We start from the raw sequence: 11,996 nt of genomic DNA, 5'->3' as shown, positions 1-11,996 counted from the left end.
CATAGTTTTACACACTTTTTGGCCTATAACCCGCACTTTCAGTTCTAAGAAAGCTCGGCGAACTAAAAAAGCCTAAAGCAATTTCGCATGCTTTAGGCTTAGTTAATTCGCGGATGAAGCGAGATTTGAACTCGCGGAGGATTTTACCCTCACACGCTTTCGAGGCGTGCTCCTTAGACCGCTCGGACATTCATCCACATGCACTCTAGATACGTTTGCACGCACACAAATGCAACTTTTCAATTATAAACCATGCTGCGAATATAAATTCATGGCGCGTTGAAATGCTCGCATTGTCTAAACTCGATCACGTCTTCACTACACAGAAGCAATACTTCTTCTTAAGCGACTCAGCGAATCGAAGTGGCTTCTTGCGTATTAAGCAACTCAAAGTCGTCGAGTCGCAACTCAGCAGAATCACGACGAGCACGAATCTGCTCCGCACGCGTTGCAAGCTCATCATCCGGCGGATACGCCACATATTCTAAAGTCAACCCTTGCGGCGCAATAGGACCAGTGGAACCCTCACGAAGCGGCGTGTGAATCTTCTCAACAAACCAATCCAGCGAGCGCTTACCACACCCAATCTGCACAGACGCGTTAACAAGCGAGCGCACCATATTATGTGCAAAAGCATCAGCCACAATCGTAAACTCAATCAAACCCTGCTCAACAGGCGGCACACAGCCAGTTTTAATATTAACGCGCACGTCATTAACGCGCTCTCCAACACGTTCCCAACAAGCACTCTTTACATCGCGAATAGTAGTGCCGCCAGGATTAGGGCGAGCAAAAGATCCAAAATCGTGAAGGCCAATCATAAGCCTAGCAGCCTTGTTCATAGCTTCAACATCCAAAACATCGTCAAGCTTCAAAACAAATCCGCGCATGCGAGGATCGTGCCCAGATTGACAAGAACCATCCGAAATTCGATACACATACGTGCGTTCCAGCGCAGAAAACCTAGCATCAAAACCGTAAGGAGCTACACTTACACTGTGTAGCGAAATATCTTGCGGCAAAACGTGACGCAACCTATATTCGAGTGCAGAAACACCATCCAATTCTGTATGTCCAATGCATCGGTTCAGAATCCCCTCCGAAACATCCAAATGACAAACCTGATGTGACGCATGCACGCCCGTATCTGTGCGACCAGCAACAGTAAGACGCAAAGGTTCGGCAACTTCACCTTCCGGCACACGTAATACTGTGTGCAAAGCCCCCTCAATTTCACCCTGCACAGTTCGCAAAGTAGGCTGCTTAGCCCAACCGTAAAATCCGCCACCATCGTAAGCTAAATCTAAGCGAAGTCGCATTCAAAACCTTTCCAAACAAACTTTCCACTAGCTTTTCTTATCCGAAGAGCCGCCCGCAAGCGCAAAGGCACTCATAACGCTACGAATTAGCTCATAAGTTTTTGAATCCATATGCATTGCAATCTTCAATAATTTAGGAACAACCTCCGACCAATGCGAAGACATTTCATCAAAAGTTGAGTAACCTAAATTGCTAAAAATGCTGTAAACGCTGTCAATTCTGCGCTTTCGCTCCTCAAATGGCAAATTCATCATCCACTCGTTTGCAGCCTTAGAAACTGCCAAAGCGCGTGGAGTTACACAATCGCAATAGTCAAAATCACCATTTTTAATCTGCCAATACATACCAAAATGCTGCATTAAACCAATCGAATCGGCAGCTGTAACCTTATACGGCACCCCCGTATCCATAATCAACCCAATGAAAGCAGACTGCGGAACTACTTTTTCAATACGACTTGAAACATTCGCAAAAACGCTTGTATCCACTACATCAGACGCAAAACCAGGTCCGTCCATAGAATAAATTTTTGATACAAGATCACCTAGTTTTTGACTTGTAGCATCTAAGCGCATAGCCGCATAAGCAGCCATGTTCCCACCTTTTGAATGACCGACAACAATAATATTTGGATTATTTTGCACATCTACGGAAGATTTTGAAAAGCGGGCAAAAAGTTTGTTCGCAAAAATTTTATTAAAGAAGTTTTTATTAGAATAACGTTTGCTATATCTTTGCGCTACAGAAGTCAAATATTCAGCAGCAGATTCTTGCGCTGGCACTGGGCAGCGGAAAGCCATGTTGAAATCTTCTTTCCACCCAACAAGCGTACTGTCAGTACCGCGATACGCAACAACAAGAGTATGAGGATTATCAATCCCCTCGCAATTGCTAAGATCAAAAGTAACTCCAGCAAACTGCTGCTCTAATGATTCGTCAATATTTGATTCATCAAACCTCTCAAGATACTCTCCTACGCGAATTCCCCTATACCTAGGGCTGGAAGCGACAGCAAGAAGCAGCTTCCTTCGGAATTTATCTACTTTAGGAGACCCAGAAGCAAACATTGACGAATAGTCTTCTATTCTAAGCAATTCGTTAAGAGATACAGTCGTAATATTCTTTGGATTATCGCAATATTTTGGCACAGACGTTGGCATATTGATATAAGATAGCTCGCACAAAATCAGCGCATCCACAGCATTAAACTTGCGCTGAGCGAAGGTAGAGAAATCGTTGCGCAACAAATCAATAACATTCGACATAGTTCAATAATAATACAAATAAAAAAACGGGTCGAGGAACAAACCCCGACCCGTTATAGCAATTCTTTAAAGAAACGATAAAACGCTTGACTTTAAGATTTACTTACCGATGCGTAAAGCTGGAATGCTGACTACTCAGCAGCTTCTTCTTTTGCTGCTACTTTAGTAGCTGCTTCAGCTTCCTTCACAACAGCCTTCTTTGGGCTTACTGGCTCAGTTACAAGCTCAATAATAGCCTGAGGAGCGGTATCGCCACGACGTGGAGCAATCTTCACGATGCGGGTATAACCGCCTTCACGCTGCTTCATCTGCTCAGCAATCTGAGTGAAAAGTACGTGAACTACGGACTTGTTGCGAATCACGCGCAACACGCGACGACGTGAATGCAAATCGCCACGCTTAGCGAATGAAATCAAACGCTCAGCAAGCGGACGAAGACGCTTTGCCTTTGGCAACGTCGTCACGATACGACCGTGCTGGAAAAGGCTGGTCGCCATGTTGGCCAGCATCAGGCGCTCATGAGCCGGGCTAGAAGCCAGACGAGGGCCTTGTTTCGGTGTAGGCATTATTACTCCTTATTGTCGCATCACTCAGGTGGGCATCAACCCGAACATCCGAATGTTGCGACGATTGCAGGTGGATCTTACTCGTCCTCAGGCGAGAAGAAAGTACCACCTTCGAGATTATTGGCGTCGAAGCCAATCGGCGAAGCCTTCAAAGACAGACCCATGGACTGTAACTTTTCTTTGACCTCATCGATAGATTTCATGCCGAAATTACGAATATCGAGCAAATCCTGCTCAGTGTGAACTACCAGCTCACCGACTGTATGAATACCTTCACGCTTCAAGCAGTTGTAGCTGCGCTGCGTAAGATTCATTTCTTCAATCGGTATAGCCAACTGAGAATCAGCTTCATCATGCGTTGGCGCTGGACCAACTTCCACACCTTCGGCCTCAACATTAAGCTCACGGCAGAGACCGAAAAGCTCAACCAAAGTCGAACCAGCAGATGCAACAGCATCGCGCGGTGTAATAGCTGGCTTGGTTTCCACATCCAGGATGAGCTTATCGAAGTCCGTGCGCTGTTCCACGCGGGTAGCTTCGACCTTATAGCTCACCTTCAAAACTGGTGAGTAGATCGAATCCACAGGAATGCGGCCGATTTCGCTGTTCTCCTGCTTGTTCATCTGAGCTGGCACATAACCACGACCACGTTCAACAGTAAACTCGATTTCAAGCTCACCATCTTCTGCAAGAGTGGCAATATGCAAGTCAGGATTGGCAATAGTTACACCAGCTGGAGGAGTAATATCTCCAGCAGTGGCCTCACCTTTACCATTCTTGCGCAGGTACATCACTACTGGCTCATCGTACTCACTGGTGAGCACGATACCCTTGATGTTCAGCAGAATTTCAGTGACATCTTCTTCAACACCTGGCAGAGTCGTAAACTCATGCAAAGCCCCAGAAATGCGTACCGAAGTAACGGCAGCACCCGGAATGGAGCTTAACAAAGTACGACGCAGCGAATTGCCGAGAGTATAACCAAAACCTGGCTCCAACGGCTCAATAATAAAACGAGAACGCTGGGGATTTAGTGATTCCTCGGTAAGTGTCGGACGCTGTGCGATAAGCACTTTGGTATCCTTTCAGCTTCTGGTCGGTGGTGCACTCGCCGCCCATAAGCGGGTTGGATGGATGGATTCGTAAGAGTGCTCAGACGCGGCGACGCTTTGGTGGGCGTACGCCGTTATGCGCTTGCGGGGTAACGTCGGTAATAGAACCAACTTCGAGACCCGCGGACTGGAGGGAACGGATAGCGGTTTCACGACCGGAACCTGGACCCTTAACAAACACGTCAACCTTCTTCAGGCCATGTTCCATTGCCTTACGAGCAGCAGACTCAGCGGCCATACCTGCAGCGTAAGGAGTTGACTTACGGGAACCCTTAAAGCCAACGTCACCACCGGAAGCCCAAGAAATGACTGCACCAGATGGATCGGTGATGGAAATAATCGTGTTATTGAATGTTGATTTAATATGCGCCTGCCCAACCGGCACCGACTTGCGGTCCCGGCGACGCGGCTTGCGCGAGGCTTGCTTTGCAGCTGCCATTGACCCTCGTTTCCTAATGACGAATGAGTTGGTATGTCTAGACGATGGAAATGTATCCGTGGTCTAGAGCCGACCACCGACTACTATCGGGTGGCCTTCTTCTTCCCGGCGACAGTACGCTTCGGACCCTTACGGGTGCGAGCATTAGTCTTGGTACGCTGACCACGCACAGGAAGACCCTTGCGATGACGCTGGCCTTGATAGCAGTTGATCTGAATCTTACGACGAATATCTGCATCAATCTCGCGACGCAAATCGCCTTCAATCTTATAGTTGGCCTCAAGATAATCACGCAAAGTGATTAACTGATCATCTGTAAGATCCTTGACGCGAGTGTCCGGATTAATACCGGTCGCGGCAAGCGTTTCCTTAGCGCGAGTACGACCAACACCAAAAATGTAAGTGAGGGCAATCTCAATGCGCTTCTCATTGGGAATATCTACTCCGGCAAGACGTGCCATTGTAATTCCTTTACTGTTACGCAGGTCGTGCACCAAGTCATCCGCATTATAGCAATCAAATGCGGCCTGGGCCTGCGCACCCAGGGTTCAGCTTCTGCTGTGACTTAGCGCCTTATTCTTTGTATTCCGCGATGGAAATCTGCTCAGCCTTGACGCTGCTTATGACGTGGGTTAATGCAGATTACCATGACGCGGCCGTGACGGCGGATCACGCGGCAGTTTTCGCAGATCCTCTTCACGCTAGGGCTGACCTTCATGGTTTTCCTTTGCTTGTACCTTTACTTATAACGGTACGTAATACGTCCACGATTCAAATCGTATGGACTCATCTCTAACACAACGCGATCCTGCGGAAGAATGCGAATATAATTCTTACGCATCTTTCCAGAAATCGTCGCCAACACGATGTGTTCATTCTCGAGCTGAACACGAAACATCGCGTTCGGCAGCGCTTCGACCACCTTGCCTTCGACTTCAATCACACCGTCTTTTGCCATGAGCCTCGTTCCGTTCCTTGGACATACTACTTTGCGTATCCGAAGACACGCCAATCTTCTATAATACAGGAAATGCGTCCCATACAACACTCGGCGTGTCGAACGAGACGCATTATACATCTTAATTGCGTATTTTTAAAATATGCAAATCAGTTCAATGACTCAACGATACGATTATTAATTTCTTCAATATCGCCAACACCATCAACTTCAACTAACTGACCACGACTATCGTAAATATCAAGCAGTGGAGCAGTCTCCCTTTCATACGTTTCCAAACGCTTAGCAATTACCTCAGGCGTATCATCAGAACGACCCTGCTCTACGGCACGCTTTTGCATACGCTCAAGCAAAACCTCACGCTCAGCCTCAAGAGCTACCACATGATCAAGTGGAGTACCAAGTTCCTCCAACATGCGATCCAAAGCCTGAACCTGAGAAGCATTTCGAGGATAGCCGTCGAGAATCCAACCATTCTTTGCATCAGCTTGCGCAAGACGATCCTTAACAATGGTATTCGTCAACTCATCTGGAACCAGTTCACCCTTATCAAGATAGCCCTGAACTTGCTTGCCAAGCTCAGTCTGGTTCTTCAGATTATAACGGAAAATATCACCTGTAGAAATTGCTGGAATGCCATAGTGCTCACTTAATAAAGCAGCTTGGGTTCCTTTACCTACACCCTGTGGCCCCATAATCAGCAATCGCATATTTATCTCCTTGCTTTACTAACTGTAACTATATTCACTTAGATACTTGCTTTTGCTCATCATGTTTGAACAAGAATCCAGCGTACTGGAATTGTTCAGTCTGAGCCTTTGCTTGACGTAAAGTATCCAAACCAACACCTGCGATAATCAAAATGGTTGTACCGCCAAATGGCAATTTAGTATTTAAGTGCAAAGCCATAATTAAAACGGTAGGAATCAAGGCAACAAAAAGCAGATAAATAGCGCCAACAGTGTTCAATCTGTTCATAACATAGGTCAAGTAACGACTTGTGGCACTACCGGCACGAATGCCAGGAATAAAGCCACCGTATTCCTTCATATTATCTGCAGATTCATCCGTATTAAAAGTAATCTCGGTGTAGAAGAAGCAGAAGAACACAATCATTACTGTGTAAAGACCTATATACCAAGCTGAAGTTGAATTAGCTAAGTTAAGTTCAATCCAATTAACCCACGGTTGACGCTTATCTCCAAACTGAGCAATAAGCGTAGGAACAGCAAGAATTGAAGAAGCAAAGATTGGTGGAATAACGCCGCTCATATTAATCTTCAATGGCAAGTAAGTGGAAGATCCACCATACATCTTGCGGCCAATCATGCGACGCGTATACTGCACAGGAATACGACGCTGCGCAAGCTCCACAAAATCAACAAAAATAAGAATAACAAGCAGAACACCGGCAACAATCGAGAACTTAGTCCAATCGCCATTAGAACCGTTAGTACCCCAACCAATGTCCCAAAGCTTTGGCAAGAAGCCAGAGCAGATAGACATAAAGATTAAGACGGACATACCCTGACCAATACCTTTATCGGTAATAAGTTCTGCCATCCACATAATAAGACCCGTACCGCCGGTCATAATCAAAACCATGACGATAAGGCTCCAGAAACTGCCATCAGGAATAACCTGACCGCACTGATAATTAAACAAAGCACCCGAACGAGCAGTTACCAAAATAGTTGTCGACTGCAATACAGCCAAGCCAATAGTGAGGTAACGCGTGTACTGCGTGAGCTTTGTTTCGCCAGACTGACCTTCCTTATGCAAAGCCTCAAAACGTGGAATCACAACACGAAGCAGCTGAATCACAATGGAAGCCGTAATGTAAGGCATTACACCCAAAGCAAAAATGGAAAGCTGCAACAGCGAACCACCAGAGAATAAGTTGACTAACCCAATAAAGTTCTCTTTAGACGAAGCCAACTTAGCTGTGCAAGCACGAATTACTTTATAATCGACACCTGGAATCGGAATAAACGAACCGATACGGTAGATGATAATCATAGCGAAGACGAAGAGGATCTTATTCCTCAACTCTTTCGTCCTGAAGGCCTGGATTAACGTTTTCACCTGGGTCTTCCTCCCTTTTTTCGCGCACTCCTAGGCGCAACAGTGCAAAAACAAACTCTGAGGCAATAGTGTATCTCACGGTGCCTACTGAACAAGATTATTGGTGAGTTTTAACGATAAAAATAGTCCCCCTAGACAATGCTAGAGGGACTATCAACAGCTTTATAACTGCATCAAGCTTCAAGTAGTATTAACTACTCTTCGCTAACAGAGCCGCCTGCAGCCTCAACCTTTGCCTTAGCAGAAGCAGAAGCCTTCATACCCTTAAGAGTCAAAGCAACAGTCAATTCGCCATCGCCAAGAACCTTTACAGGGTAGCCATCGCGCACAGCGCCCTTGGCAATAAGGTCAGCAACAGTAACTTCCCCACCCTGTGGGAAAAGTTCAGCTAGAGCTGCAACGTTGACGACCTGGAACTCCTTCTTGAAAGGACTCTTAAAGCCACGCAACTTAGGCAAGCGCATGTAAAGTGGAAGCTGACCACCTTCAAAGCCAGGACGAACCTGATAACGCTTCTTTGTGCCCTTGTCACCACGACCTGAGGTCTTACCCTTAGAGCCTTCACCACGACCTACGCGGATGCGATCCTTCTTAGCTCCTGGAGCTGGACGCAACGTGTGCATATGCAGCATTGGTTCTTCGTTAGCCATAATCAGTCGACCTCCTCGACGCTCACCAGGTGGCGCACGGCCATGACCAAGCCACGATTGACGGGGGTGTCTTCGCGAACTACGCTGTGACCAATCTTATGAAGGCCAAGCGTATGGACGTTCGCACGCTGGCGCTCAGTGGTGTGAACCAAACCGTGCACCAGAGTGATCTTCAAATTTGACATCACTCACCATCCTTTGCTTCAGCTGCCTTGGCGGCCTGAGCTTCTTCGCGAGCCTTACGAGCCTCGGCAATGCCGGCAGCACGCTCACGGAGCAAAGCATCAGGAGCGACTTCCTCAAGAGAAAGACCACGACGAGCAGAAATCTCTTCTGGCTCTTCGAGCTTCTTCAAAGCGTCCACAGTAGCACGAACCACGTTTACAGCAGTCGCAGAGCCCATGGACTTGGTGAGAATGTCGGTAATACCAGCGCATTCCATGACGGCACGCACAGCGCCACCAGCGATTACACCAGTACCTGGAGCAGCTGGACGAAGCAGCACAGTACCAGCAGCATCGTGACCGAGCACTGGATGAGTGACGGTACCACGAATGCGTGGAACAGTGAACATATGCTTCTTTGCGTCGAGCTGACCCTTAGCGATAGCTGCTGGAACTTCACGAGACTTGCCATAACCAACACCAACAGTGCCCTTACCGTCACCAACAACAACAAGTGCTGCAAAGCTAAAAGTACGACCACCTTTATGGGTCTTGGAAACACGGTTAATAGTAACTACGCGATCCAGAAGCTCCTCGCCGCGGTTTTCTTCACGACGATTACGACGCTCACCACGCTTGCCCTCGCCCTTATTACGGCGAGAACGGCGATCATCATTGCGTTCCTCAGCGGATGCCTGAGTGTTCTGAGTTTCTTCAGCCACTTGGGTTTCCTTTTCGTTGTCGCTCACAGTGCCAGACCTCCCTGACGGGCGCCTTCAGCCACTGCTGCGACGCGACCATGATACTTGTTACCGCCACGGTCGAAGACTACAGCGGTAATACCAGCTTCCTTCGCCTTAGCTGCTACCAATTCGCCAACCTTGGTTGCAGCTTCAGTCTTCGTACCAGTGAAACCAGCGAAGTCAGCAGTTAAAGTGGAGGCACTCACCAAAGTAATACCTTTGACATCATCCACAATCTGAGCAACCATGTGACGGTTAGAACGAGAAACAACTAAACGAGGACGTTCAGAGGTGCCAGCAATACGCTTACGAAGACGGGCGTGACGACGCAAACGTGCGACTTTGGTACCCTTACCGAAAATCTTAACGCTCATATCACTTACCAGCCTTTCCAGCCTTGCGCAGGATACGTTCATCGGTGTACTTAATACCCTTACCCTTGTAAGGTTCTGGTGCACGAAGCTTACGAATATTGGCAGCAACCTGGCCAACAATCTGCTTATCAGTGCCCTTAACGATTACCTGGTTAGGATTTGGCAACTCGAACTCAATACCTGCTGGTGGTTGAACTGTAATAGTGTGAGAATAACCGAGCGAGAACTCAATGCCCTTGCCCTTCATTACAGCACGATAACCGGTACCAACAATATCCAAAGTCTTGGTGTAGCCATCATGCACACCCTTAACCATGGAAGCAACGATTGCACGAGCCAAACCATGCTTTGCACGAGTTGGACGCAAATCATCAACTGGAGTCAGAACAATCTGATTCTCAGCAACTTCCGCGGTAATACCCTCTGGAATTTCATAGGAGTCAGAACCCTTAGCGCCCTTAACGCTGAAGGACTGACCTTCAATCTTTACTTCCACGCCTGCAGGAATGTCGACGGGGAGCTTACCAATATGCGATGCCATCTTCAGCTCTCCTTTCTCACCATACGTAGGCGACAATTTCGCCGCCAATGCCTCGGTCGAGGCATTCCTTCTGAGTCAACAATCCCGAGCTGGTCGAGATAATAGCGATACCGAGGCCACCAAGAGGCATTGGCAAAGCATCAGACTTAGCGTAACGACGCAAGCCTGGCTTGGAGATGCGCTTGATGCCCTGGATAGAACGCTGGCCATTGGAGCCATACTTCAACGTAATTTCCAACGTCTGTCCAACCTTAGCTTCCTTAGCAGCAAAGTCCTTAATATAGCCTTCGTGCTTCAGAATCTCGGCAATATTCGCCTTGAATTTGGAGTACGGCATTTCCACGGTATCGTGCTTTGCCGCGCTCGCATTACGCAGACGTGTCAACATGTCTGCGATTGGATCTGTCATTGTCATGTGGGCTAACGCCCTTTCTCGCCGTGGTTTCCACCGCCCCTATATGAGACATCTGTCTTCGGGCAGTGGACCTTCAGCGTCGATATTTACCAACTGGACTTCGTAACACCCGGCAACTCACCGCGATGAGCCTTCTCACGAAGGCAAATGCGGCACAGACCGAACTTGCGATACACGGAGTGAGGACGACCACAAACCTGGCAACGCGTATAAGCGCGCACCTTGAACTTCGGCTTAGCGGCCGCCTTGTTTTTCAGAGCGGTTTTTGCCATTTCAGTTCTCCTTGAATGGGAAACCGAGGTGCTTAAGCAAAGACTTGGCCTCCACATCGTCCTTGGTGGTAGTCACCACGGTGATGTCCATACCACGCTGATGATCAATCGAGTCAGGATCAATCTCATGGAACATAGACTGTTCCGTAAGACCGAAGTTGTAATTACCCTGACCGTCAAACTGGTTGCCGTTAATACCACGGAAATCGCGGATACGAGGCAAAGCCAGAGTAAGCAAACGATCCAAGAATTCCCACATACGATCGCCACGAAGTGTTACGTAAGCACCAATTGCCTGACCTTCACGCAAATGGAACTGCGCAACAGACTTCTTTGCCTTGGTAACCTTCGGCTTCTGACCGGTAATCAAAGTGAGATCCTTAATCGCACCCTCGATGAGCTTGGAATCACGAGCTGCAGCACCGACGCCCATAGAGACGACAACCTTCTGCACTCGAGCCACCTGCATAGGATTAGTGTGGCTGAATTCCTTTTCCAAGGCTGGAACGATTTCATCCTTGTATTGTTGCTTTAAGCGCGGAGTTGCCGGCAACTCAACTGTAGTATCGGTCATGCCAGCTCCTTTCCGGACTTCTTGGCGACACGCACGCGCACGGTCTTAACCTTGCCGTCACGAGCCTCTTGCTTAACAATCACGCCAACGCGAGTAGGCTGCTTGGTTTCTGGATCAATAACCATCACATTAGAGCGATGGATTGGAGCCTCAACCGAAACAATGCCCGACTGCTGACCCTGCTGGGTGGCGCGAACGTGCTTCTTAACGACCTGAACGCCTTCTACGACCAAACGGTCATCGGCAAGCACGCGAAGTACTTTACCTTCTTTACCGCGATCCTTACCGCGGATAACCTTCACCTGGTCGCCGGACTTAATCTTGGCTACCATATCAGATCACCTCCGGGGCAAGGGACACAATCTTCATGAAGTGCTGATCACGCAATTCACGACCGACTGGTCCGAAGATACGAGTGCCTTTTGGTTCACGGCCAGAGCCGAGAATGACGGCGGCGTTCTCATCGAACTTAATATAGGAACCATCGACACGGCGATGTTCCTTGACAGTACGGACGA

Annotated in this window: 20 protein-coding genes and 1 tRNA gene; all 21 read right to left on the bottom strand. The window is 48.0% G+C overall.

The genetic code is table 11. The annotated features are described in order from the left end of the window. Positions 1–110: 110 nt before the first annotated feature. Positions 111–196: transfer RNA gene (locus HMPREF3208_RS03255), tRNA-Ser, on the bottom strand. A 154-nt stretch (positions 197–350) separates the two neighbouring features. Next, on the bottom strand, positions 351–1,319 hold the full coding sequence (locus HMPREF3208_RS03250) for a tRNA pseudouridine synthase A (protein ID WP_064347229.1): 969 nt from the start codon (positions 1,317–1,319) through the stop codon (positions 351–353). Positions 1,320–1,346: 27 nt separating this feature from the next. Beyond that, a complete protein-coding gene (locus HMPREF3208_RS03245; RefSeq protein WP_016636913.1) occupies positions 1,347–2,585 on the bottom strand; it encodes an Mbeg1-like protein in 1,239 nt (412 codons plus the stop codon). 131 nt (positions 2,586–2,716) lie between these two features. Then, positions 2,717–3,151 carry a 50S ribosomal protein L17 gene (rplQ, locus tag HMPREF3208_RS03240; protein ID WP_004129014.1) on the bottom strand — a complete coding sequence of 145 codons (435 nt, stop codon included), beginning with the start codon at positions 3,149–3,151 and terminating at the stop codon, positions 2,717–2,719. A 77-nt stretch (positions 3,152–3,228) separates the two neighbouring features. Beyond that, on the bottom strand, positions 3,229–4,224 hold the full coding sequence (locus HMPREF3208_RS03235) for a DNA-directed RNA polymerase subunit alpha (RefSeq protein ID WP_016636912.1): 996 nt from the start codon (positions 4,222–4,224) through the stop codon (positions 3,229–3,231). A gap of 79 nt (positions 4,225–4,303) precedes the next feature. Beyond that, positions 4,304–4,702 carry a 30S ribosomal protein S11 gene (rpsK, locus tag HMPREF3208_RS03230; protein ID WP_064347226.1) on the bottom strand — a complete coding sequence of 133 codons (399 nt, stop codon included), beginning with the start codon at positions 4,700–4,702 and terminating at the stop codon, positions 4,304–4,306. 83 nt (positions 4,703–4,785) lie between these two features. Next, complete coding sequence (gene rpsM / locus HMPREF3208_RS03225) at positions 4,786–5,163, bottom strand: 30S ribosomal protein S13 (protein ID WP_016637793.1); 378 nt, start codon at positions 5,161–5,163, stop codon at positions 4,786–4,788. A 143-nt stretch (positions 5,164–5,306) separates the two neighbouring features. Beyond that, positions 5,307–5,420 carry a 50S ribosomal protein L36 gene (gene rpmJ, locus HMPREF3208_RS06470; RefSeq protein WP_003842636.1) on the bottom strand — a complete coding sequence of 38 codons (114 nt, stop codon included), beginning with the start codon at positions 5,418–5,420 and terminating at the stop codon, positions 5,307–5,309. A 21-nt stretch (positions 5,421–5,441) separates the two neighbouring features. Next, positions 5,442–5,660 carry a translation initiation factor IF-1 gene (infA, locus tag HMPREF3208_RS03220; RefSeq protein WP_004129021.1) on the bottom strand — a complete coding sequence of 73 codons (219 nt, stop codon included), beginning with the start codon at positions 5,658–5,660 and terminating at the stop codon, positions 5,442–5,444. Between the two features lie 149 nt (positions 5,661–5,809). After that, the gene (locus HMPREF3208_RS03215) at positions 5,810–6,370 is read right to left on the bottom strand and encodes an adenylate kinase (RefSeq protein ID WP_016637792.1); all 561 of its coding nucleotides are present in this window, start codon (positions 6,368–6,370) and stop codon (positions 5,810–5,812) included. A 34-nt stretch (positions 6,371–6,404) separates the two neighbouring features. Then, positions 6,405–7,745: a preprotein translocase subunit SecY gene (gene secY, locus HMPREF3208_RS03210; protein WP_016637791.1), complete on the bottom strand. Its 1,341-nt coding sequence runs from the start codon at positions 7,743–7,745 to the stop codon at positions 6,405–6,407. Positions 7,746–7,939: 194 nt separating this feature from the next. After that, on the bottom strand, positions 7,940–8,395 hold the full coding sequence (gene rplO, locus HMPREF3208_RS03205) for a 50S ribosomal protein L15 (RefSeq protein WP_016637790.1): 456 nt from the start codon (positions 8,393–8,395) through the stop codon (positions 7,940–7,942). Positions 8,396–8,397: 2 nt separating this feature from the next. Next, positions 8,398–8,580 (bottom strand): 50S ribosomal protein L30, encoded by a 183-nt coding sequence (gene rpmD / locus HMPREF3208_RS03200; RefSeq protein ID WP_004105491.1) that lies wholly within the window; start codon positions 8,578–8,580, stop codon positions 8,398–8,400. Then, on the bottom strand, positions 8,580–9,308 hold the full coding sequence (gene rpsE / locus HMPREF3208_RS03195; RefSeq protein WP_004134284.1) for a 30S ribosomal protein S5: 729 nt from the start codon (positions 9,306–9,308) through the stop codon (positions 8,580–8,582). Before rpsE ends, rpmD begins: the two co-directional genes overlap by 1 nt. Next, complete coding sequence (gene rplR, locus HMPREF3208_RS03190; RefSeq protein WP_016637789.1) at positions 9,305–9,676, bottom strand: 50S ribosomal protein L18; 372 nt, start codon at positions 9,674–9,676, stop codon at positions 9,305–9,307. Before rplR ends, rpsE begins: the two co-directional genes overlap by 4 nt. 1 nt (position 9,677) lies before the next feature. Next, positions 9,678–10,217, bottom strand: coding sequence for a 50S ribosomal protein L6 (gene rplF / locus HMPREF3208_RS03185; RefSeq protein ID WP_016637788.1), 540 nt, complete (start codon positions 10,215–10,217; stop codon positions 9,678–9,680). A 16-nt stretch (positions 10,218–10,233) separates the two neighbouring features. Continuing rightward, a complete protein-coding gene (gene rpsH, locus HMPREF3208_RS03180; RefSeq protein WP_004105495.1) occupies positions 10,234–10,632 on the bottom strand; it encodes a 30S ribosomal protein S8 in 399 nt (132 codons plus the stop codon). Positions 10,633–10,718: 86 nt separating this feature from the next. Then, a complete protein-coding gene (locus HMPREF3208_RS03175; protein ID WP_003808046.1) occupies positions 10,719–10,904 on the bottom strand; it encodes a type Z 30S ribosomal protein S14 in 186 nt (61 codons plus the stop codon). Between the two features lies 1 nt (position 10,905). Further along, positions 10,906–11,478 (bottom strand): 50S ribosomal protein L5, encoded by a 573-nt coding sequence (gene rplE, locus HMPREF3208_RS03170; protein ID WP_016637787.1) that lies wholly within the window; start codon positions 11,476–11,478, stop codon positions 10,906–10,908. Continuing rightward, on the bottom strand, positions 11,475–11,810 hold the full coding sequence (gene rplX / locus HMPREF3208_RS03165) for a 50S ribosomal protein L24 (RefSeq protein WP_004129050.1): 336 nt from the start codon (positions 11,808–11,810) through the stop codon (positions 11,475–11,477). The genes rplE and rplX overlap by 4 nt, the downstream gene beginning before the upstream one ends. A gap of 1 nt (position 11,811) precedes the next feature. Continuing rightward, a partial coding sequence (locus HMPREF3208_RS03160; RefSeq protein WP_196488957.1) for an uL14 family ribosomal protein occupies positions 11,812–11,996 on the bottom strand: 185 nt, incomplete at its 5' end.

Source organism: Gardnerella vaginalis (assembly GCF_001546485.1).
GTDB lineage: Bacteria > Actinomycetota > Actinomycetes > Actinomycetales > Bifidobacteriaceae > Bifidobacterium > Bifidobacterium vaginale_D.
The sequence above is the reverse complement of the archived record's forward strand: the minus strand, read 5'-3'. Positions and strand labels throughout refer to the sequence as shown.